Origin of the sequence: Nocardioides sp. NPDC057577 (assembly GCF_042801335.1) — a bacterium.
Lineage (GTDB): Bacteria > Actinomycetota > Actinomycetes > Propionibacteriales > Nocardioidaceae > Nocardioides.
On sequence record NZ_JBHVGB010000030.1, the window covers coordinates 1 to 24,789 of the forward strand.

At 69.0% G+C, this 24,789-nt stretch carries 27 protein-coding genes and 1 pseudogene; 9 read left to right on the forward strand and 19 right to left on the reverse strand.

What is annotated here, in order from left to right:
• From ACFU7D_RS08840 to ACFU7D_RS08855, 4 genes and pseudogenes are all read left to right on the forward strand, one after another.
• Nucleotides 1–224: pseudogene (locus ACFU7D_RS08840) on the forward strand (carbon monoxide dehydrogenase); the annotation flags it as partial.
• A 128-nt stretch (nucleotides 225–352) separates the two neighbouring features.
• On the forward strand, nucleotides 353–1,834 hold the full coding sequence (locus ACFU7D_RS08845; RefSeq protein WP_378865899.1) for a flavin-containing monooxygenase: 1,482 nt from the start codon (nucleotides 353–355) through the stop codon (nucleotides 1,832–1,834).
• 157 nt (nucleotides 1,835–1,991) lie between these two features.
• Entirely contained in the window at nucleotides 1,992–2,960 is a 969-nt protein-coding gene (locus ACFU7D_RS08850; protein WP_378724733.1) for an AraC family transcriptional regulator, read from the forward strand.
• A gap of 94 nt (nucleotides 2,961–3,054) precedes the next feature.
• Nucleotides 3,055–4,938, forward strand: coding sequence for a carboxypeptidase regulatory-like domain-containing protein (locus ACFU7D_RS08855; protein ID WP_378865902.1), 1,884 nt, complete (start codon nucleotides 3,055–3,057; stop codon nucleotides 4,936–4,938).
• 15 nt (nucleotides 4,939–4,953) lie between these two features.
• Here ACFU7D_RS08855 and ACFU7D_RS08860 read toward each other — a convergent pair whose 3' ends face one another.
• From ACFU7D_RS08860 to ACFU7D_RS08890, 7 genes are all read right to left on the reverse strand, one after another.
• Entirely contained in the window at nucleotides 4,954–5,688 is a 735-nt protein-coding gene (locus ACFU7D_RS08860; RefSeq protein WP_378865905.1) for a hypothetical protein, read from the reverse strand.
• Nucleotides 5,685–6,587, reverse strand: coding sequence for a VWA domain-containing protein (locus ACFU7D_RS08865; protein WP_378724738.1), 903 nt, complete (start codon nucleotides 6,585–6,587; stop codon nucleotides 5,685–5,687). The genes ACFU7D_RS08860 and ACFU7D_RS08865 overlap by 4 nt, the downstream gene beginning before the upstream one ends.
• Nucleotides 6,584–7,663 (reverse strand): VWA domain-containing protein, encoded by a 1,080-nt coding sequence (locus ACFU7D_RS08870; RefSeq protein WP_378865908.1) that lies wholly within the window; start codon nucleotides 7,661–7,663, stop codon nucleotides 6,584–6,586. Before ACFU7D_RS08870 ends, ACFU7D_RS08865 begins: the two co-directional genes overlap by 4 nt.
• Complete coding sequence (locus tag ACFU7D_RS08875; protein ID WP_378865911.1) at nucleotides 7,654–8,157, reverse strand: hypothetical protein; 504 nt, start codon at nucleotides 8,155–8,157, stop codon at nucleotides 7,654–7,656. Before ACFU7D_RS08875 ends, ACFU7D_RS08870 begins: the two co-directional genes overlap by 10 nt.
• Complete coding sequence (locus tag ACFU7D_RS08880) at nucleotides 8,144–9,031, reverse strand: DUF58 domain-containing protein (RefSeq protein ID WP_378724744.1); 888 nt, start codon at nucleotides 9,029–9,031, stop codon at nucleotides 8,144–8,146. Before ACFU7D_RS08880 ends, ACFU7D_RS08875 begins: the two co-directional genes overlap by 14 nt.
• A 25-nt stretch (nucleotides 9,032–9,056) precedes the next feature.
• Entirely contained in the window at nucleotides 9,057–10,070 is a 1,014-nt protein-coding gene (locus ACFU7D_RS08885; RefSeq protein ID WP_378724746.1) for an AAA family ATPase, read from the reverse strand.
• 72 nt (nucleotides 10,071–10,142) lie between these two features.
• Entirely contained in the window at nucleotides 10,143–10,760 is a 618-nt protein-coding gene (locus tag ACFU7D_RS08890) for an alpha-ketoglutarate-dependent dioxygenase AlkB (RefSeq protein ID WP_378724748.1), read from the reverse strand.
• Nucleotides 10,761–10,885: 125 nt separating this feature from the next.
• Here ACFU7D_RS08890 and ACFU7D_RS08895 point away from each other — a divergent pair, with 125 nt between their 5' ends.
• Nucleotides 10,886–11,620: a GntR family transcriptional regulator gene (locus tag ACFU7D_RS08895; RefSeq protein WP_378724750.1), complete on the forward strand. Its 735-nt coding sequence runs from the start codon at nucleotides 10,886–10,888 to the stop codon at nucleotides 11,618–11,620.
• An 8-nt stretch (nucleotides 11,621–11,628) separates the two neighbouring features.
• Here the strand turns inward: ACFU7D_RS08895 and ACFU7D_RS08900 are convergent, their stop codons facing one another.
• On the reverse strand, nucleotides 11,629–11,979 hold the full coding sequence (locus tag ACFU7D_RS08900; protein WP_378724751.1) for a hypothetical protein: 351 nt from the start codon (nucleotides 11,977–11,979) through the stop codon (nucleotides 11,629–11,631).
• A 51-nt stretch (nucleotides 11,980–12,030) separates the two neighbouring features.
• Between ACFU7D_RS08900 and ACFU7D_RS08905 the strand changes: the two genes are divergently transcribed.
• Nucleotides 12,031–12,288: a DUF4031 domain-containing protein gene (locus ACFU7D_RS08905; protein WP_378724753.1), complete on the forward strand. Its 258-nt coding sequence runs from the start codon at nucleotides 12,031–12,033 to the stop codon at nucleotides 12,286–12,288.
• A gap of 62 nt (nucleotides 12,289–12,350) precedes the next feature.
• Here the strand turns inward: ACFU7D_RS08905 and ACFU7D_RS08910 are convergent, their stop codons facing one another.
• From ACFU7D_RS08910 to serA, 3 genes are read right to left on the reverse strand one after another with little or no spacing between them, the layout of a single operon-like run.
• On the reverse strand, nucleotides 12,351–13,595 hold the full coding sequence (locus tag ACFU7D_RS08910) for an MFS transporter (RefSeq protein ID WP_378865914.1): 1,245 nt from the start codon (nucleotides 13,593–13,595) through the stop codon (nucleotides 12,351–12,353).
• 40 nt (nucleotides 13,596–13,635) lie between these two features.
• Nucleotides 13,636–14,253: a hypothetical protein gene (locus ACFU7D_RS08915; RefSeq protein ID WP_378865917.1), complete on the reverse strand. Its 618-nt coding sequence runs from the start codon at nucleotides 14,251–14,253 to the stop codon at nucleotides 13,636–13,638.
• A 17-nt stretch (nucleotides 14,254–14,270) separates the two neighbouring features.
• Nucleotides 14,271–15,467 carry a phosphoglycerate dehydrogenase gene (serA, locus tag ACFU7D_RS08920; RefSeq protein WP_378724758.1) on the reverse strand — a complete coding sequence of 399 codons (1,197 nt, stop codon included), beginning with the start codon at nucleotides 15,465–15,467 and terminating at the stop codon, nucleotides 14,271–14,273.
• Nucleotides 15,468–15,653: 186 nt separating this feature from the next.
• Here serA and ACFU7D_RS08925 point away from each other — a divergent pair, with 186 nt between their 5' ends.
• On the forward strand, nucleotides 15,654–17,054 hold the full coding sequence (locus ACFU7D_RS08925) for a nucleobase:cation symporter-2 family protein (RefSeq protein ID WP_378865921.1): 1,401 nt from the start codon (nucleotides 15,654–15,656) through the stop codon (nucleotides 17,052–17,054).
• On the opposite strand, the gene ACFU7D_RS08930 is transcribed toward ACFU7D_RS08925, so the two are convergent.
• The 5 genes from ACFU7D_RS08930 to ACFU7D_RS08950 all read right to left on the reverse strand — a co-directional run bounded on the left by ACFU7D_RS08930 (nucleotide 17,042) and on the right by ACFU7D_RS08950 (nucleotide 20,492).
• The gene (locus ACFU7D_RS08930; RefSeq protein WP_378865924.1) at nucleotides 17,042–17,896 is read right to left on the reverse strand and encodes a peptidoglycan-binding protein; all 855 of its coding nucleotides are present in this window, start codon (nucleotides 17,894–17,896) and stop codon (nucleotides 17,042–17,044) included. The two genes, ACFU7D_RS08925 and ACFU7D_RS08930, sit on opposite strands and share 13 nt — an antisense overlap.
• Nucleotides 17,897–18,034: 138 nt before the next feature.
• Nucleotides 18,035–18,691: an exonuclease domain-containing protein gene (locus ACFU7D_RS08935; RefSeq protein ID WP_378724764.1), complete on the reverse strand. Its 657-nt coding sequence runs from the start codon at nucleotides 18,689–18,691 to the stop codon at nucleotides 18,035–18,037.
• 58 nt (nucleotides 18,692–18,749) lie between these two features.
• A complete protein-coding gene (locus ACFU7D_RS08940) occupies nucleotides 18,750–19,169 on the reverse strand; it encodes a hypothetical protein (RefSeq protein ID WP_378865927.1) in 420 nt (139 codons plus the stop codon).
• Between the two features lie 26 nt (nucleotides 19,170–19,195).
• Nucleotides 19,196–19,492: a DUF2087 domain-containing protein gene (locus ACFU7D_RS08945; RefSeq protein ID WP_378865930.1), complete on the reverse strand. Its 297-nt coding sequence runs from the start codon at nucleotides 19,490–19,492 to the stop codon at nucleotides 19,196–19,198.
• 4 nt (nucleotides 19,493–19,496) lie between these two features.
• The gene (locus tag ACFU7D_RS08950; RefSeq protein ID WP_378865933.1) at nucleotides 19,497–20,492 is read right to left on the reverse strand and encodes a TIGR01777 family oxidoreductase; all 996 of its coding nucleotides are present in this window, start codon (nucleotides 20,490–20,492) and stop codon (nucleotides 19,497–19,499) included.
• Nucleotides 20,493–20,584: 92 nt separating this feature from the next.
• Between ACFU7D_RS08950 and ACFU7D_RS08955 the strand changes: the two genes are divergently transcribed.
• Both ACFU7D_RS08955 and ACFU7D_RS08960 read left to right on the forward strand, forming a co-directional pair.
• Nucleotides 20,585–21,199, forward strand: a complete 615-nt coding sequence (locus ACFU7D_RS08955; protein ID WP_378865936.1) for a hypothetical protein — start codon at nucleotides 20,585–20,587, stop codon at nucleotides 21,197–21,199.
• Nucleotides 21,196–21,819 carry a TetR/AcrR family transcriptional regulator gene (locus tag ACFU7D_RS08960; RefSeq protein WP_378865939.1) on the forward strand — a complete coding sequence of 208 codons (624 nt, stop codon included), beginning with the start codon at nucleotides 21,196–21,198 and terminating at the stop codon, nucleotides 21,817–21,819. The genes ACFU7D_RS08955 and ACFU7D_RS08960 overlap by 4 nt, the downstream gene beginning before the upstream one ends.
• A gap of 7 nt (nucleotides 21,820–21,826) precedes the next feature.
• Here the strand turns inward: ACFU7D_RS08960 and ACFU7D_RS08965 are convergent, their stop codons facing one another.
• The 3 genes from ACFU7D_RS08965 to ACFU7D_RS08975 all read right to left on the reverse strand — a co-directional run bounded on the left by ACFU7D_RS08965 (nucleotide 21,827) and on the right by ACFU7D_RS08975 (nucleotide 24,737).
• Nucleotides 21,827–23,068 (reverse strand): DUF222 domain-containing protein, encoded by a 1,242-nt coding sequence (locus ACFU7D_RS08965; protein ID WP_378865942.1) that lies wholly within the window; start codon nucleotides 23,066–23,068, stop codon nucleotides 21,827–21,829.
• A 418-nt stretch (nucleotides 23,069–23,486) separates the two neighbouring features.
• A complete protein-coding gene (locus ACFU7D_RS08970; RefSeq protein ID WP_378865945.1) occupies nucleotides 23,487–24,407 on the reverse strand; it encodes an aminoglycoside phosphotransferase family protein in 921 nt (306 codons plus the stop codon).
• A 33-nt stretch (nucleotides 24,408–24,440) separates the two neighbouring features.
• Nucleotides 24,441–24,737 carry a DUF1905 domain-containing protein gene (locus ACFU7D_RS08975; RefSeq protein ID WP_378724775.1) on the reverse strand — a complete coding sequence of 99 codons (297 nt, stop codon included), beginning with the start codon at nucleotides 24,735–24,737 and terminating at the stop codon, nucleotides 24,441–24,443.
• Between the last annotated feature and the right edge of the window lie 52 nt (nucleotides 24,738–24,789).

A 24,789-nucleotide genomic window follows, 5' to 3' on the forward strand; every position in this document is an offset into this window, starting at 1 on the left:
GTGTCGAGACCAACACGGCCACATCGAGCGCTGGAGAGGACCGTGTTGGTCTCGACACGCCTCCGCCCAGCGGCTCCGGCGGCTCGACCAGCGGGGGTACGGACGCCATCGACCTGGGTGCCACGGTCGTACCGGTGCTGATCAAGAACTACGGCAAGAAGATCGCCATCGGGGTGGCCGTGATCGCCGCGGTGGTGATCGGCTACAAGCTCCTGCGCGGCTGAGACCGGATTGCGTGACGAACCCGTCGCGCAAACCGGATACCGCTCGCGCAACGGGGATAGCGGAGCGCGGTGCGACCTCTCTAGCGTTTTCCGTACGCAGAACCCCGCTGCGAGAGGAAAAAGAAAAAGTGAAGATCGCGGTCATCGGTGCCGGGTTCGCAGGCGTTGCCTCGGCCAAGGTGCTCACCGAGCTCGGGCACGACATCACCGTCTTCGAGAAGACGCCTGACGTCGGCGGTGTCTGGAGCCGGACCCGTCGCTACCCGGGCCTGACGACTCAGAACAACAAGGACTCCTACACGCTCTCGCACCTGAGGATGCCCAAGGTGTTCCCCGAGTGGCTCAGCGGGGAGCAGGTGCAGAGCTACCTCGAGATGTACGTCGAGAAGTTCGACCTCGCCTCGATGATCAGGCTCTCGACCGAGGTGCGTAGGGCCCAGCCGGCTGGAGGGGGCGGCTGGGCCATCACCTCTGCGGGCGCCGACGGCGAGACGACCGAGGACTACGACCACCTGATCGTGGCCAGCGGGGTCTTCTCGGAGCCGTTCGCGCCCGCGTACGACGGGGTCGAGGAGCTGGAGGCGGCCGGTGGCCGGATCCTCGCGGCCAGCGAGCTGCTCGACCTGGAGACCGTCAAGGGCAAGGACGTCGTGGTCGTCGGCTACGGGAAGTCGGCCTGCGACGTGGCTGTCGAGATCGCCAAGGAAGCGGCCTCGACCACCGTCGTCGCGCGCCAGCTGCTGTGGAAGATGCCCCGCAAGATCAAGGGCGTCCTCAACTACAAGGTGCTGCTGCTCACTCGTATGGGGGAGGGGCTCTTCCCCTACCAGAGCATCCGAGGGGCCGAGAAGGTCCTGCACGCGGGCGGCTCGAAGATGGCCGGCTCGATGGTCGGCAGCGTCGAGTCGGTCACCAGCGGCCAGCTCAAGCTGAAGAAACTGGGGCTGCTGCCCAAGGGCCAGTTCACCGACATCGCCCGCTCGACGGTCTCGCTGGCCACCGAGGGCTTCTTCGAGGGCGTCGAGGCTGGTGACATCGTCGTCGAGCGTGACACCGAGATCGCCGCTTTCGTGACGAAGGACGGCAAGCCGTACGCCGAGCTCGCCAATGGTCGCGCGGTGCCTGCCGACGTCGTGGTGACCGCGACCGGGTTCAAGCAGGAGCTCCCGTTCTTCTCCGAGGAGATCTGTGACCAGCTCACGGACGACAACGGCGACTACCAGCTCTACCGCCAGATCCTCCCGCTGGGCGTCAAGGACCTGACCTTCGCCGGCTACAACTCCTCGTTCTTCTCGCCGCTCTCGGCCGAGATGAGCGCCGTCTGGATCGGCTCGCACCTCGGTGGCGGCCACGAGGTCCCGCCGGTGGAGGAGATGGAGGCCCACGTCACCGAGCGCCTGGCCTGGATGCGGGAGCGCACCGACGGCCACCATGCCCGGGGCACCAACATCATCCCGTTCTCGATGCACAACATCGACGAGGTTCTCGGTGACGTCGGCCTCGACGTCAGCAAGCGGGTCAAGGCGGTGCAGTGGTTGCTGCCGATCAACCCGAAGGCGTACGCCTCCATCACTCCCAGACTCGTGGAGAAGCTGGCAGCGAGGAGCTAGTACGGCGAGATGCCGGTACTCCTGGGTGGGACCGGCATCTCGCTCGGGCGAGCCCGCCGAGCGGGACCTTAGACAGTGATTGCGCCGGGTTCGCGTTGACGCGGCGGCGGCTCCGCTACGCTCTTCGGTCAATCGAGCCGCGCGCCAGGAGCCTGCCTTGCCCCGTCCCCTGCTGGGTCGCCACACCGTTGTCGCCACCACTGACGTGGACCAGGCCAGAGAAGCCGTAGCCGAACGATTCTGTGCCCATTACCTGGCGCTGACCAAGGCCGGTTCCCACCTCGACATGGTGCACAACGCGGCGCCGTTGGGCGAGGACGTGATGCTCAACTACATGCGCTACGGCGACGAGGTGCGGATCACTCCCGGCACCTTCGACGACTTCTACCTGATCCAGCTCCCGCTGGCCGGGACCGCCAAGGTCAAGGTGGGGGAGCAGGTCGTGCTCGCCGACCGCACCCGCGCCTCGATCGGCTCGCCGACCGAGGCGGTCGACATGCTCTGGTCCGACGGCTGCGAGAAGCTGCAGGTCTACATCCGGCGCAGCGCCGTCGAGGAGGCGGCCGCCGGCATCGGCGGCTCCGGTCCGGTGGTCTTCGACCCCACACTCGACCTCGGCCGGCCCGAGGTGCGCGACTGGCTGAAGATGGTGCGGCTGGCCTACGACAACGTCGAGGCCGGCGGCTCGCTGATGAGCTCGCCACTGGTGGCCGCGCCCTACGAGCAGGCACTCATCGGGGGACTGCTGACGGTCCAGGCGAACACGTCCCTCGAGATCGTCTCCGAGAACGTCACGCCCACGATCTCCCGAGCCGTACGCATGGCCGTGGACCTCCTCGAGGCCCACCCCGAGCGCCCCTGGAAGGTCGCCGAGCTGGCTCTGGCGGTCGGAGTCTCCACCCGCACGCTGCAGGAGGCGTTCCAGCGCGACCTCGACACCACCCCGCTCGAGTACTGGCGGCGGACCCGGCTCGACCGGGCCCACACCGACCTCCTCACCGCCGATGCCACCGCCACCTCGGTCACCCAGATCGCCGCCCAGTGGGGCTTCTTCCACCTCGGCCGCTTCTCCCAGGCGTACCGGGCGCAGTTCCAGGAGCTCCCGTCTCAGACGCTCATGCGTTGAGGGTGAACGCGGCCGATTGAAGTGGCGGCCCGGGCCGTTGTTGGTTAGGTTGCCCCCCATGCCTCGCGTGAGGCGGCCGATCTGGAGGACAACCGTGGCCCGAATCGCGAGCGCGATCGCCATCTTGCTCATCGCACCACTTCTCACCTTTGCCTCGGCGGTTGCTGAGGCTGCCGAGGCCGATGGCGTGACCATCTTCCCCACCGCGGACGGGCCGTTCATGTGGGGCGAGCCGATGGACCTCGAAGGCACGGTGACGGAGAACGGCGCGCCGGTTGTCGGCGCGAGCGTCGAGCTCGCGCAGATCAACCCGAGTGCTGCATCACTCGCCACCGTCGTCACCGACGCCACCGGGCGTTGGACCTACCGGTTCACGCCGCCCGTCGCGAGCCGCTACACGCTGCAGGCGAGTTATGTCGGCGCCACCGGAACCTACGAGTCCTGGACAAACTTCACCGTTTCCCGGCACCCGACGACGTTCACGTTCTCCAACAACGGTCTCCGTCAAACCGACGAGCAGATCTCTTTTGACGTGCTCCTGTCCGCCGACGGCGCAGGACTGGCTGATCGTGTCGTTCACTGGGATCTTCAGTGTTGGTATTCCGAGACTAGCCCGGTCTCAGTCGGCCGCATCACGGACAGCACCACGTCAGCCGCCGGTACGTTCACCGTGACGTACGACCAGCAGTTCCCGTGTCCTGAATACGCACTCATTGCTTGGTGGGACGGCGACCAGGACTATCAGCCGGTCAAGAGTTGGGCGAGAGAGCCGACCGCGTGGCATCGGTCGGACCTCAAGATCCACGCTCCGGCATCCGCCTTTGTCAACGACGACCTGGACACCAGCGTCACTGTGCTCGTCGACGGCGTGCCGGCTCCGAACCGCACCGTCCACATCCGTTACTTCGCACCGAGTGCAGGGCCGACCTACCTGGACGTCGTATCGGGCCCGGACGGTGTCGCCGTGATCCCGATCAAGGCGGCCGAACCCGGCAACTGGAACATCTACGCGACCATGGACGCCACAGACGACACCATGGCGGCCGAGCGGTCCGTCACGGTGCCCGTGTCCCGGGTCGCGACAGATCTCAGCGTCTCGCCGCTCGTGTCGGCGGTGCTCGTCGGCAAGCCTGTCACCATTCGAGGGAGCCTCGCCCGGGCCGACGGTCGGAACGAGGGGGTTGCGGTGGTCGTCCAAGCCACCGAGTCGGGAGTCGAGCACAGATACCAGACGACAACCGGTTCGGACGGCGCGTTCGAGTTCGTCCACACGCCGAACGTCGCCGGGTCCATCATCTACGACGTCTGGGTCCCGGGTGACGATCGCTACAGCTACACCAGTCACCCGGCCCAGACGGTGACGGTGCAGCCGCAGACGCCGGCTGTGACGCTGACAGCCAACAAGACGTCGTACTCCGCAGGCGAGACGGCCACCTTCCGGGTCAACCTCACCAAGTCCGACAGTCGGCGGGTGAGGGTGACGGCGCAGGAGGCCGGCGGCAGCGCCAAGGTGCTCTACGACGGCAACGTTCCGTCGACGGGCCTGACTCTCAACCGCACGATGTGGCGGAACTCGACGATCGTGGCCAGCCACCCTGCCGACTCACGGAGCACGGCCGCCAAGGCAACGCTCAAGCGGTCCGTACGCCTCGGGCTCGCCACGAAGGCGCTGAACCCGCTGCGGCGGGTCGGGGCGTACGCCGTGTATCGGCCGTCCGCCGACCCCACCCTCGTCACCTCGGTTCGCCCGGTCCGGTCCGGCCTCTGCGTGCGGATGACGGTTCAACGGTACCGGGACGCGGCATGGCGCACTGTCGCGACGACGACCTGCCGGGCCACCGACCGTTACGGCAAGGCCCGATGGACGTTCAACCGCTCACATGCGAGTGGCGCGCGGTTCCGTATCGCCGCCCGGTTCGCAGGCGATGCGACGAATGCTGCGGGGATCGGGCCGTGGACGTACATCCGGTTCCGCTAGGAGGCCGACGACACCTCACCACTGCGGCTCGTCGCTGAACCCGCCGTAGTCGTCGAGGTCGGCATCGTCGCGGCGGTACTTCTCGCCGTCGCCGTTGCGCTGGTCGAGCTTGTCTTCCTTCTTGTCGCCGTTGGGTGGCGGCTCGGGCGGATCGTCCTCTTGGTTGGGCTTGATCGGCGTCTTCGGGGTCAGCTTCTCCTTCAGGCGGTCCTCGACGGACTCGCCCTGCTTCGACTGCTCGGGGCCCTGGCCGGCGTCGGTGGGGCAGTCGCCCTCCCGCAGCGTGGCCAGCGCCTCCTCGTACGCCGCCTTCGCCCCGGCCTGGTCGCCGGCGTCGCGGGCGCGGTCGCCGATCGCCTCCTGGGTCAGCGACAGGTTGATGCGTACGGTGCACTCGTGGTCCTCGGGCACCCGCTCGAGCGCCTCGCCGTAGTAGGCGACCGCGCGGGCGTTCTCGCCGAGGAGGAAGGCTGCGTTGCCGGCGTCGAAGTGAGCGATCCACGGCTGCAGGAAGTTGAGGTCGCGGTTGGCCGAGTAGTGCTCCATCGCGGTCGCGGCGTCGCGTACGTCCCAGGCGTCCCGGCCGCTGCGGTCGTGGTGACCCATCAGGACCACCTTCGCCAGGAAGACGAGCCCGATCACCACCGGGACGATCCCCGCCAGCAGCAGTGCGCGCCGCACCTGCTCGCGGGGCGTGCGCACCGGACCCGGCGGTGCGGTCGGGTCGACAGGCGTCTCGGTGAGGGTCACGACAGCACCTCCTCGGCCTCGTGTCCACGGCGACGATGGCCCCACAGCTCCCACAGCAAGAGTGCCAGCAGGGGGAAGCCGAAGATCCAGGCGCGGGAGACCTCGCCGCCGGCGGAGGTCTCCTCGGTGAGCATCTCGGAGTCCCAGGTGGAGGCCTCAGTGGCGATCTCCTTGGTCTGCTTCGTCGTGCGGTGAAGCGTCTGAAGACCCATCTGACCTGCGATCTCGCGCAGGTTGCCGAGATCGATCCGGGAGCGGGCGTCCTGGCCCTCGCCGTCCTTGAGATAGCCGTCCTGGGGACGTTCGTCGTCCCAGGGCATCCGGCCGCCCTCCTCGGTGCCGTAGCCGAGCACCACGCCGCCGGCCGAGAAATCGTCGACCTCGGCGAACGACTGCTGGTCGATGCCCACGCGGGTGTTCTCGCCGTCGGAGGCGAACACCACGATCCGGCGCCGCTCGGGGAAGCGCTCCTGGTCACGCTCCAGGGTCTCGATGATCTGGTCGCGCGGGGCATCGACCATCGAGCCGGACCCGTCGAAGGCCCGTTCGGCGTAGAGCCCGTCGACCCAGGCGTCGAAGGCGGTGGTGTCGTAGGTGAACGGCATCTCGGTGCGGACGACCTCGCCACCGAAGGTGATCGCGCCGAACCGCACCGAGGGCAGCGCCTTCGAGAGCGCCTTGAGGTCCTTCTTGAGCTGCGTCATCCGGGCCTCGCCACCGGGAGCGTCCTCGGCGACCATCGACCGGGTCCGGTCGACGACGACGAGGACGTCGAGGTCGGCCGTACGCATCTCCGCCGGTGCCGCGCCCCAGGTCGGGCGCACCAGGACGACGACGGTGAGCAGGACGATCAGCACGCGGCGTACGAGCGTGAGGATCTGCCATCCGAGGGCGCTCATCGGGCCACCCCACTCGGTGGGCGAGCCTGTTCGGGCGACCGACCGGTGGCCGGTGCCGGGCGGAACGACGAGCCCGAGGAGAGCCTTCCGGAGCGAACCAGGGCGTAGACCCAGCCGGCGACCAGCATGAGGACCCCGAGCACGATCATCGCGATCGGCCAGCCGGGAGCGTCGCGGATCTGGTACTTCGGCGGCTCGACGACCTCGTCGGCGGAGAGCCGGTCGATGCCGGCCAGGATGGAGTCGATGGAACCGTCGTCACCGAGCAGCGAGAAGGTGCCGCCGGTGTCGGTCATCGCCTTGTCGAAGGTGGCCCGCTTGTCCTCCTGGAAGCTGAGGTCGGCCGAGCCGATGCCGTAGAGCTGGACGTCGCGCTCCTTGGCGAACTTCGTGGCCTCGGGCAGCGAGTAGACCGGCGGGCCGCCCTGCGGGTCGTTGTCGGAGGCGACGATGACCGCCCGGCCGCGCTCGGAGTTGGACAGGTCGAAGCGCTTGACGCAGGAGACGATGCCGTCGCTGATCAAGGAGGCGCGCTCCTTGCCGAGGTACGTCCCGGCGACGTACTCCTGGTCGCCGAGGGCGAATGCCCGGCCGGCCCGCGCGAGCTCGTCCTGCACCCAGCCGTAGTCGTCGGTGAGCGGGAAGACGGTCACCGCGGCGTCGCTCCACAGGACCAGGCTGACCCGCTCGCCGTTGAGACCGGCGACGAGCTGGGAGTAGGCCTGCGTGACCTGGGTGTCCTCGTCGAACATCGAGGTCGAGGCGTCCAGGCAGAGCACGATGTCGCGGGTGGAGTAGCGGTTCTGGGTGATGTCGGTGGTCTGTGGCCGGGCGATCAGCCAGATGCAGCCGATCACCGCGAGCGCGATCCCCGCGGTCTGCCACCAGGACAGCCACCGCTGTTGGCTCGCGAGCTCGCGGAACCGGGGGAGCCGCTTGAGCCGAGCGGTGTGGGCGACGAGCACCGCGTCGGCCGGGCGGCGATGCACCCGGGCGGCGAACACGACGATCGCGGCGATCGCGGCGATCGTGAGGACCAGCACGATCGCGCCGAGAACGGGCCATCTCAGGTCCATGTCGTCACCACCTGACGGGCCCGGCTCAGCGCTTCGGGGAAGCGTTCGGCAGCCTTGCCCTCCTCCTCGGAGGCGAAGGCGGGCGGGTACATCACCTCGACGGCCATCGCCAGCGGGCGGGTGCGGGGATCGCTGCGTACGGTCGCCTTCAGGTCGGCGAGGACCATCTTGTCGGCCGGGATCTGGCTGACCTCGGCGACGTAGTCGCGCACGGTGCGGCTCAGGTGCTGGTGGCCGACCCGCGCCGGGACGTCGCCGCGGTGCACCGCCCGCTCGATCCGGTCGATCTCGGCCAGGTGCTCGGCACGGAGGTCACGCGGCTCGGGCACCCAGGGCGTCTCGACCTCGACGACCGGCTTGCGCTTACGGGTCAGCAGGATGACCACGAGGTAGTAGACCGCCACCGCGGCGAGAAGCGCGAGTGCGAGCACCAGCCACCAGCCCGAGTGGGCGATGGGCTGCTGGAACTCCTCCGGGACGCTACCGCCGCGCATGCCGGTGCCTCTCCAGGAGATGGAAGACCGCGCCGATGGCGGTGGTGTCGTCCCGGACGCGCTGGTAGGCGATGCCCAGGCGGTCCAGGGTGCCGCGCAGGCCGTGCTCCTCGGCGGCGGCCAGCTCTGCGTACTGGGACTGAAGGACCGCGTCGCCGGTCAGCCATCCCGGCAGGGCGGAGACGGTGTCGACGTCGACGGTCGGGGCGCCGCCGGCCACCGCGGTGGTGGGGTCGAGGTCGTCGATGCCGGCGACCAGGACCTCGTGCTGAACGGTGAGACGGCGCAGGACCGCGGCCATCTCGTCGCTGACCGAGTGCTCGTCGGTGACGACGAGCAGGATCGCCCGGCGGCGTACGTTGGTGGCGATGTGGCGCAGCACCGCGACGATGTCGGCCTCGGCGGCATCGGGGGTGATCGCGTCGTGGGCCTGCCCCAGCGCCCGCTCGAGCGCGATCTCGGTGTCGGCGGACTTGGTGAGCTTCTGGGTCTCGGAGTCGCCGTAGGCGACGGCGACCTTGTCGCCGTGGCGTACGCCCAGCCAGCCGACCAGGCCGGCGGTGAAGATCGCCAGATCGCGCTTGGTCGTGGTGCCGGTCGCCTGGGCCGCCATGCTCCGGCCGGTGGAGATCGCCAGCAGCACCAGGTGCTGCCGCTCGGCGGTGAACCGCTTGACCAGCAGGCTCCGGGACCGCGCCGTCGCCTTCCAGTCGATGTCCTTCACATCGTCTCCGGGGACGTACTCCCGCAGGTCGTGGAAGTCCATGCTGCGCCCGGTCTGGACGCTCGCGTACTCCCCGTCGAGCAGGCCCAGGACCTTGCGGTGGGCATGGATCATCAACCGCGTGCGGATCCGGGGAAGGTACGTTGCCATTCTGTGCCTGATTTCCTGGCGCCACTCAGGGGCTCGGGACAGCGCGGACCAGCGCGTCGACCAGCATCTCGGGCTGGACCTTCTCGGCCAGCGCCTCGAAGCTGAGGTGGAGCCGGTGGCGCAGGATGCTGTGGCGCAGCTCGCGCACGTCCTCGGGAGTCACGTAGGAACGACCGAGCAGCAGCGCCGCCGCACGCGAGGCCTGCAGGAACGCGATCGAGGCACGCGGGGACGCGCCGATCTCGACGTAGGAACCCGTCTCCGGCCCGAGGAGCTGGTGGGCGTTGCGGGTGGCCTGGACGAGGGCGACGATGTAGCGCTTGATCGCCGGGTCGACGTAGACGCGCTTGGTCAGCTCCTGGAGCCAGACCACGTCGTCGGGGTCGGCGACCGGGCGGGTCTCCTCGTGGTCGGGGCCGAGCGTGCCGGCCTCGATGCGCTCCAGGACGACGAGCTCCTCGCCCTCGCTGGGGTAGTTGACGATCTCCTTGAGCAGGAACCGGTCCATCTGCGCGTGCGGGAGGACGTAGGTGCCCTCCTCCTCGATCGGGTTCTGCGTGGCGAGCACCATGAACGGGCGCGGCAGCGGATGGATGTGGCCGGCGATCGACGTCTGGCGCTCCTGCATCGCCTCGAGCATGGCGCTCTGGGTCTTGGCGGAGGAGCGGTTGATCTCGTCGAGCAGCACGAAGTTGGCGTGCACCGGGCCGAGCTGGGTCTCGAACTCGTGGTTGCGCTGGTCGTAGACCTGGGTGCCGATGATGTCGCTCGGCAGCAGGTCGGGGGTGCACTGGATCCGGGAGAACTGCGCCTTGACGGTCTGGCTCAGCGTGCTCGCGGCAAGCGTCTTGGCCAGTCCGGGCACGCTCTCGAGCAGCACGTGACCCTCGGAGAGGAGCGCGATCAGCAGCGCCGTCCTGAGGCGCTCCTGGCCGACCACACGGCTGCTGAAGGCGGTGCTGATCCGCCCGACGATCTCCTTCGCCCTGGCGATCTCCTCAGCGGACGGCGGGGCGAGGGGTGGTGCGGTGGTGGTCAAGGCGGCTCCAGAGGCGTCGGCTGTCGGTCCCATCCTTTCCTACCAGCGTACGGAACGCATCTGGGGGCCGCCTCAGAAGACGTTGCGGGGGCGGAACTGGACCGAGATCCGGGGGCCGGCGGAGGAGACCTTGGGGATGGCGTGCTCCCAGGTGCGCTGGCAGGAGCCGCCCATGACGACGAGGTCGCCGTGGCCCATCTCGATGCTCATCCCCTTGCCGCCTCGTCCTCCGTGGGGGCGGAGGGCGAGGCGGCGGGGGTCACCGACGGAGACGATCGCGACCATCGTGTCGTCGGTGCGGCCGCGGCCGATCTTGTCGCCGTGCCAGGCGACCGAGTCGTGGCCGTTGCGGTAATAGCAGCAGCCGGCGGTCACGAAGGGCTCGCCCAGCTCGGGCAGGTAGTGAGCGGTGAGGCGGCCGCGGGCCTCGGCGAGACGGGGGTGGGGGAGCGGGTCGCCCTGCAGGTAGGTGTGCAGGAGTCTCGGTACGTCGACCATCCGGTCGTACATCTGCCGGCGCTCCTCGTGCCACGGGACGTCGTTGACGAGGGCCGCGAAGACGTCGTCGGGATCGGGCAGCCAGCCGCGGGCGATGTCCACCCAGGCCCCGCGGTCCAGATGGGTCCGCTCGTAGGCCGTCTCGGTGGTCTCGTCGTCTGTAGGAGCGAAGAGGGTTCCCTGGAAGTCCACCCCTGTAGCGTACCTCGTGATCGAACACTTGTTCTAGTGAAATCTTGCCGTCGTATTTCGTTGCAGAAGATCTGCCTCATCTCGTTGCAATGTCACAACTTGACGAAATTCGGGACGTACGCGAGGTGTACACCTACGCTCTGGTCATGGTCCGGTCGGTCGAGGGTGAGCGGTCGCTCAAGCACGTCCAGATCCGGGAGTACGTCCGGGAGCTGGTCGTCGGCGAGAGCCCAGGCGCCTCCGCGCCCTCGGAGCGTGAGCTGGTCCAGAAGTTCAGCGTCGCCCGGGCCACCGTGCGGCAGGCGCTCGATGCGCTCGTCGCCGACGGTCTGCTGGTCCGGATCCCGGGCCGAGGCACCTTCGTCGCGCGCCCGCCGCGGGCGGCGAGCCCGGTGCTCGGGTTCAGCGAGGAGATGGCTCGCCGGGGCATGCAGGCATCCTCCGAGACGCTGCTGCTCGGCCGGGAGAAGGCCGGGCCCACCATCGCTCGCGCGCTGGGCATCAAGGAGGGTGCGGCCGTCGTCCACTGGCGGCGCCTGCGCCGCGGCGACGGGGTGCCGATCTGCATCGAGGACGTCTACCTCGACGAGGCGATCGTGCCCGGGATGCTCGAGCGCACCGCGCCGACCAGTCTCTACGCCGAGCTGGCCACTCGCCACATGCGACCGTCGTGGGTCGACGACACCTTCCGTGCCGATGTGGCCAACATCGAGGAGGCCACCCTGCTCGGTCTCTCGGTCGGCGTCCCGGTGCTCCGCAGGCAGCGGAAGTCGGTCGCGGGGGACCGATACGTCGAGGTGTGCCGCTCGGTCTACCGTGCCGACCGCTATGCGCTGCACCTGCAGCTCGGCCCGTCCTGAGGGATCGCTCAGAGGTGGCCGAGCGGCGCGACCACGTCGCCGCTCTCCTCGCAGACCCAGATCGGGTCCGGACCTCCCAGATCGGGAGTGATGTGGAGCGAGTGCACCGGCGACTCGGGCGGGCACGAGGTGCACACCGGCCAGCGCGCGGAAGCCTCGCCGTCGAAGAGCAGGTCCTGCACGTCCTGGGCGACCAGGCCGGCGACGTACGCCTTGCCCTCCGGCCACTGCTCGACCCACCAGCCGCGCTCGGTCATCGCGTCCTCGAGGGCGGAGACGGCTGCGGCACCGGCGAGTCCTCGGGCGTCGAGGTCATGGAGCACCCTCGCCCGAGCCTCGAACAGCACTGTCGTGTTCATCACGGACCATTCTTGCCGACCGGTCAAGGCTGGACACGGTAGGAATGGTCCGTGATCCTCATCGACCCGCCGAACGTACCCAGCCGCGGCCGGATGTGGTCGCACCTCGCCAGCGACACCTCCTACGAGGAGCTGCACGACTTCGCGAGTCGGCTGGGCATCCCGGCCCGGGGCTTCGACCGGGACCACTACGACGTGCCGGCCGAGGCCTACGACGACATGGTCGCGGCGGGTGCCGTCGAGGTCACCTCCCGGGTCCTGGTCTCTGCTCTCCTCGCCGCCGGTCTGCGCCGTCGCAAACCCCGTTAGCCGAGGCGTCACGTACGTCGGCCGAAGTGGCACCGCGGTGACGTCTCGGCCGACGGGGGTGACTACTCGGCCGGCGCGGGTGACTTCTCGCCCGGCGGGAGTGACGTCTCGGCCGGCGTGGACATCCGCCGGGTGGTGAGCCAGATGGCCGCCGCGATCAGCAGGCCGAGGCCGCCGCCGAGGACGAAGCCGCCCTGCCAGCCGATCAGGTCGATGGCGAAGCCGGCGGTGGGGGCTCCGACGGCGCTGCCGAGCGTGATGGCCGAGCCGTGCCAGCCCATCACCTCGCCGCGTACGGTCGAGGGGACGCTGCTGGTGATCGCCTCGAGTGCGGCGGTCAGGGTCGGTGCGCAGAAGAAGCCGCTCAGCAGGAGCAGCACGGTGAACGAGATCGGGTCCCAGGCGAACGCGGTCAGCACCGTCGTCGCACCCAGCAGGACGAGCATCACCGCGGTCGAGGGGTGGCTGTTGAGGGCGCCGTAGATGAGTGCGCCGAGCAGCGAGCCGAGCGCCCACATCGCCATGACGAGCCCGAGCAGCGCGGTGCGCTCGAAGTCGCGCATCGCGGCGACGGTGCCGAGGTCCTCGGCGATGAGGATGAGCGAGGCGGTGAAGGTGCCGGCGAGCAGGAGCGTGACGCCCGGGTTCACCCATGAGGGGAGGCCGAAGCGTCGCCTCGGCGAGCCGGTGTCAGTGGGGACCGCGTCGCTCGGGACGGTCGGCTCGCCCTCGGTGATCATCGGGTTGAACAGCCACAGCACCACCGCCGCGGCGATGCCGAGCCACTGGATCAGCAGCATCGCCCAGGATGTGCCGAAGTAGCTGGCGCCGAGGACGCCGATGACCGGACCGACCATGAACCCGAGCTCGGTCATGATCGCGTCGGCGCTGAGCGCGGCGGTGCGCTGCCCGGGCCCGACCGAGCGGAGCATCACCTGACGCACGATCGAGAACGACGGGACGGTGAAGAGCCCCGCGATGGCGACCAGTGCGAGCAGCGGAAGATATCCGACCCAGGGGGCGATCGACCAGGCGATGGGGAGAACGGCCAGCGGCAGCAGGAGGGTACGCCGCAGGCCGAGGCGGTCGAGGAGCCGGCCGAGCCAGGGAGCGGAGATCGCCATCGCGATCGCGAGGACCGTCGAGACGAGTCCGGCCTCGGCGTAGGAGCGGTCCAGCGGGCCGACCACGTGAAGGGTCACGATGACAGCCGAGGCCGGCATCGGAATGCGTAGGAACAGACCCAGCACGAGGATGCGGCGAACGTCGGGAAGCCGCCACAGGTCGGCGTACGTCTGGAAACTCACCGACGAATTCTGTCACCGAAGCGGGGTTCCGAACGAATCGTTATTGATCGTTTGACAGGTATGTGTTGAGGGTCTCCAGCTCGGCCGAGATGTTGGCCCGCGCGGCGGCCTCCCAGCTGATCCTGGCGAAGGGTGTCGAGAAGAGCGACTCCTTCTCCAGCAGCCGCTCCAGGACCTGGGCGCGTCCGGGGCGGAACTCCTCGTCGGACAGGTGCTGATACTCCTCGCGGACGGTCGCGGCGTACTCCGCATAGCGCTCCTCCGGAGCGGCCAGGATCGCCAGGTCTGCGTCGCAGAGCACCCGGCCGCCGCGGTCATCGGGCGCAGGGTCGTGGGTCTCGGTCAGCCGCACCAGCCGGACGACCTCGGCGACCGCGTCGGCGTCCAGGTGGGCCGCCAGCGCGTCCTCGGCCCAGGTGGCCGAACGCTCCTCGGCGTCCCGCTCCCCGTCGTAGACGGAGTCGTGGAAGAACGCCGCCAGGGTGACCGTCAGCGGGTCGAAGCGCTCTCCCTCCGCCCGCAGTTCCTCGATCCGGTCCAGCACCTCGGTGAGGTGCCGGCGGTCGTGATAGCGGCGGGTCGGGTCGTCGTACGCTGCCAGGACGTCACCGAGAAGGTCGGTCGCCGCTGGCAGCGGCCAATGTTGAGGGAGCTCCATGAGCCAGAACGCTAGCGTCAGGCGTGGTAGGCGCGCACCCACCTGGTGTGCGGGTTGGCCGTGATCTTCTCCAGCGTCGTCGCTGGTACGTCGGTCACGTCGGTGACGACGAAGCCGGTCTCGCCGGCGGTGGCCAGGTATTGGCCGGTCACGTTGACGCCCTCGGCGGCGAGCAGGGCGTTGAGCTCGGCGAGCACGCCCGGGACGCTGTCGTGCAGCAACGCGAGGCGCGCGCCCTCGGCCAGCGGCGGCGGCTGGACCGCGGGCAGATTGACGCTCAGCGCGGTCGATCCGGAGCCGACGAAGTCGCGCAGCTTGCCGGAGACGAACCAGCCGATCTCCTCCTGGGCCTCCTGCGTGGAACCGCCCACGTGCGGAGTCAGGATGACGTTGTCGAGGCCCTGCAGCGGGCTCTCGAAGGCGTCGCCCTGAGCCTTGGGCTCGATCGGGAAGACGTCGAGCGCGGCGCCGGCGATGTGGCCGGACTCGATGTGCTTGCGCAGCGCGTCGTTGTCGACCAGGAAGCCGCGCGCGGCGTTGATGAACAGGCTCCTCGGCTTCATCTTGGCGAACTCCTCCTCGCCGAACATGCCCAGGTTGCCCGGGCGTCCGTCGATGTGGATGGAGACCACGTCGGCCTCGGCCAGGAGCGCGTCGAGAGACTTCATCCGGCGCGCGTTGCCGTGGGCCAGCCGGTCGGCGATGTCGTAGAAGATGACGTAGAACCCGAGCGCCTCGGCGACGTTGGACAGCTGGGTGCCGATGTTGCCGTAGCCGATGATGCCGAGCGTGCGGCCGCGGACCTCGTGGGAGCCCTTCGCGGACTTGTCCCAGACGCCGGCGTGCATCTTCTCGGTCTTCTCCGGCAGCCGTCGGGCCAGGGAGATGATGTAGCCGATGACCAGCTCGACGACCGAGCGGGTGTTGGAGTAGGGGGCGTTGAAGACGGCCACGCCGCGCTCCGCGGCCGCGGCCAGGTCGACCTGGTTGGTGCCGATGCAGAAGCAGCCGATCGCCTTGAGGTCGGTGGCCGCGTCCAGCACCGCCGGGGTGATGTGGGTGTTGGAGCGGATGCCGAGCAGCGTGACGCCGGGCAGGGCCTCGATCAGCTCGTCCTCGGAGAGGGACTTGCTGCGCAGCTCGACCTCGAAGCCGGCCTTCTCGAGGTTCTCGACAGCGACGGGATGGATGTTCTCCAGGAGCAGCGCCTTCATGGCTCAAGGGTAAGTCGTCGGCGGATGTGCCCGGAATCGCCGCCACAGGTCGGACGGCGCCGTGAAACATCCGTTGCAGCCTTGAAACAGACGTGCAATCCACGCGACGGAGCCCCGAAACCGAGGCCAGCCATCCTGAGGTTCCCCCACGAGCCGGTGACGGTGCCGGCAGCCCCAGGAGGCGCCATGTCCCTCATCGACACGTTCCGGACCGGAAGGAAGGGAACCCATCCGGTCGACGACGTACCTCCGCTGGCGCAGCTGGTGCCCCTCGGCCTCCAGCACGTCCTGGCGATGTACGCCGGCGCGGTGGCCGTGCCGCTGATCGTCGGTGGCGCGATGGTCGGTGCCGGCCAGCTCGAGCGGGGCGACATCGTCCACCTGATCATGGCCGACCTCCTGGTCGCCGGCATCGCGACGATCCTGCAGGCCGTGGGAGCGGGCCCCTTCGGCGTACGCCTCCCGCTGATGCAGGGCGTGACCTTCGCAGCCGTGGGGCCGATGATCTCGATCGGGACCGCGCACGGGATCACCGCGATCTACGGCTCGGTGATCGCCTCCGGCGTCTTCATGATCCTGGCCGCGCCGTTCTTCGGGAGGCTGATCAGGTTCTTCCCGCCGCTGGTGACCGGCACGATCATCCTCATCATCGGGGTCTCCCTGATGCGGGTCGCGGCCGGCTGGTTCGGCGGTGGCACCGCGCTCGGTCCCGACTTCGGAGCCCCGAAGGCGATCGCGATGGCGTTCGGGACGCTCCTGATCGTGGTGCTGCTGGAGCGGTTCGCGCCGCCGGCGATCCGGCGGATCTCGGTGCTGTGCGCGCTGTTCCTCGGCACCGTGGTCGCGATCCCGCTCGGGATGACCGACTGGTCCGGCGTCGCCTCGGCGGACTGGGTCGGGGTGGTCACGCCGTTCCAGTTCGGGATGCCCACCTTCGAGATCTCCGCGGTGATCGCGATGATCATCGTCGCCATCGTGGTGATGACCGAGACGACCGGCGACATGATCGCTGTCGGCGAGATCGTGGACCGGCCGGTGACTCCGCGCGGCCTCGCCGACGGGCTCCGTGCCGACGGCGCCGGCACGCTCCTGGGCGGGATCATGAACACCTTCCCCTACACCGCGTTTGCGCAGAACGTGGGGCTCGTCGCGATGACCGGCGTGCGCTCTCGTCACGTCGCCACCTGTGCCGGGGTGATGCTCGTCGGTCTGGGCCTGGTGCCGAAGCTGGCTGCGGTCATCGAGGGCGTACCTCAGCCGGTGCTCGGTGGCGCCGGGATCGCGCTGTTCGGCATGGTCGCGGCCACTGGCATCCGCACGCTGTCGAAGGTCAGGCTCGACAACGCCAATATCCTGGTCGTCGCGATCTCCCTCGGGGTCGCGATGCTCACCGAGGCGAAGATCTCCTACTCGGCCGATGGAACCAATGTCGTCCTCGACCTCTACGCCCGCTTCCCCGACTGGTTCCAGACGATCTTCCACTCGGGCATCTCCGCCGGGGCGATCACCGCGATCGCGCTGAACCTGCTGCTCAACGGCCGGCGGGTGCCGCGGGAGCAGGATCAGGACGATCCTCAGGACCAGTAGATGACGACCCCGTCGCCGATGTTCACTTGGTCGTAGAGCGAGGTGATGGCGGCGTAGTCGCGCACGTTGACGCAGCCGTGGGAGGCACCGTTGTAGCCGTTGGCGGCGAAGTCGGGGGAGAAGTGGACCGCCTGGCCACCGGAGAAGAACATCGCGAACGGCATCGGGGTCTTGTAGATGGAGGAGACGTGGTCGCGGCTCTTGGCGAAGACCGAGAACTGACCCTCCCGTGTGGGCAGCTCCTGCGAGCCGAACCGGACCTCGACGCTCGTCTGTACGGTCCCGCCGACGACCCAGCGCAGCACCGAGGTGGACTTGTCGATGCACATCACCCGGCCGGTCAGGCAGCGCGGGTCGAGCTTGCCGGCGGGCACCGGCGGCGGCGCGTCGATCAGCTCGGCCTCGGTCGGCTCGCGGGTCATCGCGTGCAGACGGTCGAGCGTGGTCTGGTCCACGAAGCCGGTGACCGCGATGCCGCGCTTGCCCTGGAAGCCGGAGACGGCCTCGGTGGTGACGTTGCCGTAGAACCCGGTCACGCCCGCGTTGAACCAGCCGATCTGCTTCAGGCGCGCCTGCAGGTCACGTACGTCGTCACCGCTGTCACCCTTGCCGAAGAGCCGCGGGCCGGAGGTAGGGGACGGCTTCGGCTCGGGCTTCGGCTTCGCGCTGGGCGTTGGTGTCGGCGTGGCGCTCGGCGATGCCGAGGGGCTGGTGGAGGAGCCCGCGGCCGGCGAGGCGGTCGCCTCGGGCGCAGGCGCGGTGGCGGGCTCCACGGCGCAGGCCGCGAGCGTCGTTGCCAGGAGGGCGGCGAGCGCCCCGGCGATCAATCCCCGCATGACCATGTTCATCGCCTCGCTTCGGACCAGGGCCCCCAAGGTGCTGTTACTTCAAGTAACGCGGGCCTGACGACATAGTGATGTCCGAACCGGGTCCTCCGGTTGCATTTCTGCGGGAAGCGTCCCGGATGATGGGACGATCTCTCAGCGAGAGGGGCGCCGGACGCGGCTGAACCAGCGGCGGACGGTCCGCTTCAGCCGCTGTCGCGAGGTGTTGCACTCCACCAGCGGCAGGGTGAGACCGACCCGGTCGGCGTCGGCCAGTTCACGCAGCAGGATCTCCGCGGCCACCCGGGTGTCGTCGCCCGCGTCGTGGGCCTTCAGCTGCTCGACCGCGTAGTAGGCCGCGATGGTGGCCAGCGACTTGTCCGGCACCTCCAGCGCGAGCGCCTTCGCGAACCGCATCGTGCACAGCCACTCCAGGACCTCGAGGCGCACGCCGGCACGGTCCGACTCCACGGCCACGAACGTCCAGTCGAACGGGGCGTTGTGGGCCACGAAGACCCGGCCGGAGAGGCGCTGGGCGATCGTGGCGGCGACGTCCCGGAAGGTCGGGGCGCCGGCGAGGTCGGCACTGGTCAGGCCGTGGACCTCGACCGGGCCCGGGTCGACGCCGGCGCCGGGATTGACCAGCGTCTCCCATTCCGACTCGGCGGTGCCGTCGGCGGCGATCTGGCGGATCGCCACCTGGATCACGCGGTCGCGGTAGGGGTCGAGCCCGGTCGTCTCGACGTCGAGGACCGCGTAGCCCTGTCGATGGCGCCGGGCTTCGCTTCGGCCGCGTGAATCGGTGGTGGTCACAAGGCTGACGGTATCGGTGAGCACCGACAGTCCGGACCGGGTGTCCCTGCGGGCGGACCTAGCCCGACGCCACGCCCAGAGCCACGATGCCGACGATGAAGAGCAGCAGGGCGGCCATGATGAGGACGAATCCGAGGACTCCTGGCTTGCGCTGCTTCTCGTGCCCGATCGCACCCTTGCTGAACCCGGTCAGCGGCGAGGCGTAGAAGACCGGAACGGTCTGGCCCTCGGCGACGTCGAAGCTCAGTGATGCCTTGCCGAACTTCCACGTCCACTGGGTGTACATGTCGACATTCCAGCGTCCCGGCGGCACAGGGAAGACGTTCCGGCCGTACTGCGTCGGCATCTGGTGACCGTTGAGCAGCACCGTCGGCACGATCAGGTTCGAGGTCATGTGGCTGCCCTGGATGGTCAGGTCGATCCACCCCGCGGGCGGGTGTCCGGGCACTGGCTGGCCCGTCTGTTCCGGCATCGTCATGCGCGAATCATGCCCGATCCGCAGAGTCAGATGTCGACGCTCCCGCCGTCGCGCCAGTAGAAGCCGCCCTCGCGCATCATGAAGCCCTCCTCGTGGAGGTAGCGGCGCAGTGCGGCGACGTCCTCGTGGAATCGCCCGAGGATCTCGTTGACCTCGCGCTCGGGGTAGACCTTCCCGAGCTCGAAGGACTGCGCGAGCTCGTTGAGCACCACCAGCTTCTTGACGTGCTTCGACGGGATCGTCATCAGCCGCCCGTCCTTGCCGAAGAACCGTCTCAAGGTCTCGGCGTCGTCGGGTCGGGGCTGCCAGGTCGCGCGGGTCACCTTTTCATCGTGGCCGATCCGGCTGGGCGATGCGACTGGTTTCTCTGCCGCCCCGTCGTGCGCGGGACACGAGGTCGCGGGCGGCGGAGGCCCAGTCGGCGTACTCGAACTCGAAGCCCGCCTCCAGCAGCCTCCCGGGGGTGACACGGCGGCTCTTGAGGAGCAGCTCGGTGTCCGTACGCAGTGCCCACGCCCCGATCTCCGCCATCCAGCGGGTGGCCGGGAGTGCGATCGGCATGCCCGCCTCCGTGCGCAGCGCGCGCATCAGGTCACGCTGGGGCAGCGGCTCCGGGGCTGCCAGATTCACCGGTCCGGCGATGTCATCGCGCTCGATGAGCAGATCGCAGGCGCGTACGAAGTCGGCCTCATGGATCCAGGAGACGAACTGGTCGCCGCCGGCGACGGGCCCGCCGAGGCCCAGGCGCGCCATGGCCAGGAGTACGTCGAGGACGCCGCCCTTGTCGGGGCTCATCACCATCGCCGAGCGGAGCGCGACCTTGCGGGTGTGCGGTGTCTGCGCTGCGGCCTGCTCCGCCTCCCAGTTCTTGGCGATGCGGGTCGAGAACTCCCAGTAGGCGGGGGCGTCCGGCTCGCTGCCGCCGATGATGCCGGTGGCCTCGTCGTTGGGTGCGTCGAAGCGGTGGGCGTAGATCGTCGCGGTGCTCATCTGCAGCCAGGTGATCGGTGGGTTGGCCGCCGCCGCGATCGCCTCGCCGACGACCCGGGTCGACTCGACCCGCGAGTCCATCATCTGCTTCAGGTTGGCATCGGTGTAACGGCAGCTGACCGTCCGTCCCGCGAGGTTCACCACCACGTCCGCACCGTCGATCTCCTCGGCCCACGGACCGATCGTCCGCCCGTCCCAGACCCGATGACGTACGCCCTCCTCGAGCTGTTCGGGTTGGCGGGACAGCACCACCACCTCATGCTCGCGCGCGCTCCAGGCGCGCCGCAGGATGCCTCCGACCTGGCCGGTCCCTCCGGCGATGACGATCTTCATGGCAGCGACCATAGAACCTATTTGAGCGATCGCTCAAGATCTGCGCTACCTTAGATTTGAGCAATCGCTCAAATTGACTCGAGGAGGCGTACGTGGCTGGTTGGGTGTGGGCTCTGCTCTGGGCGTTCGTCCGGGCATGGCTGTTCGGCGTCATGCTCGGGCTGGTGATCGGTGGCGCGTTCGGGACGCTCCTAATGCCGGTCCTGGGGACGCTCCTCGGCGGAGTGATCGGAGCCATCATGGGCGCGATCACAGGGCTGCCCTTTGCAGTTCTGATGGCTCCCGTGTCGCTGCTTCCACCCTCGCCGGTCGCTGACCGGGCCTGGCCGGCGATCGTTGCCGCAGGACTGTCGTTCGTGCTGGTCGGCAAGGTCATGTTCTCGGGGGCGAACCTGGATGCTTCGGAGGACCTCGCCATCTTCGTCGGCCTGGCTGCCGCTGCCGGTCTGGTCGCGGGGCTCTTCGGTCGTGCGATCACCCGTCGTGCGCGGATCCGGGCGCTGCGTACTCCTGAGACCTTCATTTTCTTTGCGTTGGCGGGAACGCTGCTCTCGACCGCTCGATTCGTGACGCTGGAAGGGTGGATCCACGACGGGCCCGGGATGGTCCTGCTCTGCGCGTTCGTAGGATTCGTCGGTGGCGGCATACTCGGTCTCGCCCTGATCGGCTACAACCTGCTCGTCACCAAGGAGCCCGCCACAGAATGAACCCCACCAAGGCCAAGCTGATGTCGGCGGTCACCGACCTGCTCAAGCAGGAGGGGATCGCCGGTCTCTCGGCGCGGGCGATCGCCGACCGGGCGGGGGTCAACCAGGCGCTGGTCTTCTACCACTTCGGCACAGTCGTGGACCTGGTCGACCAAGCGTGCCGCGCGGCGACGGACGAGGCGGCGGCGTCCTATCGGGACGAGTTCGCGGAGGTGACTTCGCTGAGCGAGCTACTGCAGCTCGGGCGGGGGCTTCACGAGCGGGAGCGAGCCGCCGGCAACATCACGGTGATGGCTCAGCTCCTGGCCGGCGCGCAGCGGGACAAGACGCTGGCCGAGACAGCGCGCTACGCGTTGGGCCGGTGGAACGAGGAGATCGAGACGGCGGTCGCCCGTGCGTTGCAGGGGAGCCCTGTCGAGGGCGTCGTGGACGCGCCGGGTCTGTCCCGCGCGATCAGCTCGGCGTTCATCGGCCTCCTCATGTATGACGGCGTCGACCGCCCCGGAGCCGAGTCGGCCTTCGCCTCCCTCGAGCAGCTCGGTGCGCTCGTCGAGGTTATCGAGGATCTCGGGCCCGCGGCCCGGCTCGTCCTTCGCTCGCGGCTCAAAGGCCGCGGTTAGCGCCATTTCATGTCCGTCTGGTGAAGCGGATGTCGCCGTTGGGGAGGCGTTCGTGGAGGTAGGTGGTGTCGTGGGCGCGGTGGTGGTGATGGCTGCAGAGGAGGGCGGCGTTGTCGAGGTCGGTCGCGCCGTCTTGGGACCAGGCGAGCCAGTGGTGGGCTTCGGCCCAGGTGCCCGGGATGTCGCAGCCCTCGGCCTCGCAGGTCGCCGACCGCAGCAGAAGCGCGCGGCGTTGGGCGGCGGTGAAGAACCGTTCCTTGCGGCCCAGGTCGAGGACTTCGGAATCGCCGTCGAGGACGGCGGGGATGAGGCCGGCGGTGCAAGCCAGGCGGCGGGCCTCGGCTGCCGTGATCGGGGTGCCGCCGAGGATCTCGGCGACCCCGGTTTCCCTGCGGAGCTGATCGATATCGATGGTCACGATCACCGTGGTCGCGTCCCCGCCGTGGATCGGGAGCCGGGCCGGGTCGAGGGTCTCGAGCAGCTGGCAGAACGCACGACCCAGGCGGCGGTCGTAGGGCAGGTACTCGCCGGTCTCGGTGCGGGTGCCGTCATCGCGGCGAGGTGAGGCGAAGGCTTCCAGGTTGGTGGCCAACCGGTCCGCGGCCGCATCCGGGACGACCGTCGTGATCCGGGTGGTGCCGTCCCCGAGCCGGCGCATGGTCAGTCGGGTCTTCTTGCGGGCGTGGGCCTCCTCCGCGGCGAGGCGTTTGGCTTCTTCGGCCTCGGCGATCTCGGGGGCGATCAGGTCCAGGATCCGGCGTCCGAGGCGGCGTAGCCGGGTGGGGTCGAACTCGGTGGCGTAGCCGACCAGCGTCTCCTCCGCCTTCGTCTTGATCTCGGGGTCGAGGTCTCTGGGGAGGTCGTCGAGAGCGGCGACGATCACCTGAGCCTGGGCAAGGTTGCAGGCGCCGGCCCGCATCGCCGCGGCGACCTGGTGATAGGTCCGGTCCAGGGCATCGGCGAGGCGCAGGTCGGCGCGCAGGATCTCGGGGCGCTGGTGGGTGTGGTGATGCAACCACGCCGCCACATCCCGCGCGGCCGAGTCGGCGGCCACATCGTCGGCGGTGGCGAGCACCCGCAGCTCGAGCTCGGCCAGCTGGGCCTTGGCGCGGGCGATCTCGAGCAGGGTGGCGGCCTTCTGGTCGGTGGCCATGAACGCCGGACTCGCCTGCGCGACCCCGCCCAGTGCGTTGGTGACCGCGACCACCGCCCCGAGCACAGGATGCTGGGGCTGTTGCAGCGTGGTCATCGAATCGGTCACCTCCCGACGTACGAACTCTTCACACCCGCACATGCAGGTGTGTTCTGGTTCGCTGGTCTCGGAGGCCCGGCAGTACGGGCTATTACTTACCCTCGCAGCTCAGCGTCGACGCCCCTGGTTCCCCTGGATTACCCCGCACCCGTTGTGTCTCGGACGAAAGGGGCACGCCTCTTTGAGAGGTGGTCGGCCATCACGTTTACGCCTGCGCCGAGCCTACCACATGATGCAAGCCAAAGCCGTGCAAAAGACTCGAAACCCAATCAGGGACAGATATCCCAAACCCAAAGCCAGACCGCTGCTGGAAGCCCGCAAGACAGGTAAATGGCACCCCACCCAGACACCCTGTCTTGAAATCTCCCAACCCAAGCCACGTATCGGCCCCACCCACGCTGGAACCCAAGCCGCCTCAGCCGCCCAGAGCAGCCCGCGCCATCACAAGCCGGTCGGCGCAGCGTACGGGCATGGTCTTCCAGTAGTACGGAAAGGTCATCACGGCGATGAACAGAGCCCACGCACGAGAGCGGAGCCAGGTGGCGTCGTCGAGGTCGAGAAGCGCGCGGAACTCGTCGCGGCCGTCGACGTCGAGGAGCTCCCAGGCGCAGATCAGGTCGACGGTCGGGTCACCGACGGAGAGGGCGCCGAAGTCGAGTACGGCGGTGAGGCGGCCGTCGCGGGACAGCAGGTTCTCGGCGAGCAGGTCTCCGTGGACCCAGCGCGGCTCGGCGGCGGCCGGGGGAAGGGCCATCACCTGGTCCCAGACGGACTCGACCGCGTCCAGGTCCAGGTCGAGCTCGGCAAGCTCGCGGCACTCCTTCAGGCGGAACCGCACGTCGGCGTCGAAACCGGCGATCGGCTCGCCGCGGTACCAGCGCAGCTCGGGATCCTCGAGCGCCTCCTGTGGCACCTCGGTCCGCCGGAGCCCGGTCACGACCCCGGCCAGGTCGGCGGCGGTCACGTCACCGGCGCCGGGGCCCGGCTTCTCGCCGTCGAGCCAGCGCACCACGCTCCAGCGCTCCGGGTAGCCGAAGCCCGGCTCGCCGACCGCCGCCACCTCCGGCACAGCCACCGAAAGGTTGGCCGCGAACCCGGGCAGCCGGCGGGCCTCCTGCGTGATCGTGGCCGACCCGCCGGGCTGGCGGGGGAGGCGTACGAGATGCTCCTCGCCCAGCCGGAAGAGCCGGTTGGTCGACCCGGTCGAGTCCAGCGGGCGGAGGGGAAGCTCTGCGTAGGCCGCGACGTCCCGCCTCAGCAGGGACCGAATCAGGTCCTCGTCGATCATCAGCTCGTCATCGTGCATCGCGGCGTTCATCGTGGCTGAGCCAACCATGTCCGCGCCCGGAGGCGCGCATGATTTTCGGGGTCAGACGAGGGTGAGCGAGACGAGCGCGCGGTCGCCGACCTGGAGGTCCTCGCGGCGGCGTACGTCCTTCTTGATCGGCAGCGCATAGCCATCCTGACCCGGGAAGACCGAGGTCCGCCAGGTGGTCGTGCCGATCCGTGCCTCGACCCTCACCGATCCGAAGCCGCGGGGCGGGCCGGTCGCGATCGACGCCTCGCGGATCTCCTCGGTGACCTCAGGTGGCGCGGTCACGAAGATCCAGGCGTCGGTCTCGTCCTTCCACGGCCACAGCTCGGCCTCGAAGTCCCAGGTCTCCACGCGCTCATCCTTCCAGGTCGGTGTCTGGAAAATGGCCGTTCCACCGGCAGGG

What these genes read in the sequence shown, in the direction of transcription:
- ACFU7D_RS08865 (WP_378724738.1), bottom strand. Translation starts at nt 6,587, where the DNA reads ATGAGCGCCCTCGGATGGCAGATCCTCACGCTCGTACGCCGCGTGCTG.
- ACFU7D_RS08870 (WP_378865908.1), bottom strand. Translation starts at nt 7,663, where the DNA reads ATGGACCTGAGATGGCCCGTTCTCGGCGCGATCGTGCTGGTCCTCACG.
- ACFU7D_RS08875 (WP_378865911.1), bottom strand. Translation starts at nt 8,157, where the DNA reads ATGCGCGGCGGTAGCGTCCCGGAGGAGTTCCAGCAGCCCATCGCCCAC.
- ACFU7D_RS08880 (WP_378724744.1), bottom strand. Translation starts at nt 9,031, where the DNA reads ATGGCAACGTACCTTCCCCGGATCCGCACGCGGTTGATGATCCATGCC.
- ACFU7D_RS08900 (WP_378724751.1), bottom strand. Translation starts at nt 11,979, where the DNA reads ATGAACACGACAGTGCTGTTCGAGGCTCGGGCGAGGGTGCTCCATGAC.
- ACFU7D_RS08915 (WP_378865917.1), bottom strand. Translation starts at nt 14,253, where the DNA reads ATGGAGCTCCCTCAACATTGGCCGCTGCCAGCGGCGACCGACCTTCTC.
- serA (WP_378724758.1), bottom strand. Translation starts at nt 15,467, where the DNA reads ATGAAGGCGCTGCTCCTGGAGAACATCCATCCCGTCGCTGTCGAGAAC.
- ACFU7D_RS08925 (WP_378865921.1), top strand. Translation starts at nt 15,654, where the DNA reads ATGTCCCTCATCGACACGTTCCGGACCGGAAGGAAGGGAACCCATCCG.
- ACFU7D_RS08930 (WP_378865924.1), bottom strand. Translation starts at nt 17,896, where the DNA reads ATGGTCATGCGGGGATTGATCGCCGGGGCGCTCGCCGCCCTCCTGGCA.
- ACFU7D_RS08940 (WP_378865927.1), bottom strand. Translation starts at nt 19,169, where the DNA reads ATGACGATGCCGGAACAGACGGGCCAGCCAGTGCCCGGACACCCGCCC.
- ACFU7D_RS08950 (WP_378865933.1), bottom strand. Translation starts at nt 20,492, where the DNA reads ATGAAGATCGTCATCGCCGGAGGGACCGGCCAGGTCGGAGGCATCCTG.
- ACFU7D_RS08960 (WP_378865939.1), top strand. Translation starts at nt 21,196, where the DNA reads ATGAACCCCACCAAGGCCAAGCTGATGTCGGCGGTCACCGACCTGCTC.
- ACFU7D_RS08965 (WP_378865942.1), bottom strand. Translation starts at nt 23,068, where the DNA reads ATGACCACGCTGCAACAGCCCCAGCATCCTGTGCTCGGGGCGGTGGTC.
- ACFU7D_RS08970 (WP_378865945.1), bottom strand. Translation starts at nt 24,407, where the DNA reads ATGGTTGGCTCAGCCACGATGAACGCCGCGATGCACGATGACGAGCTG.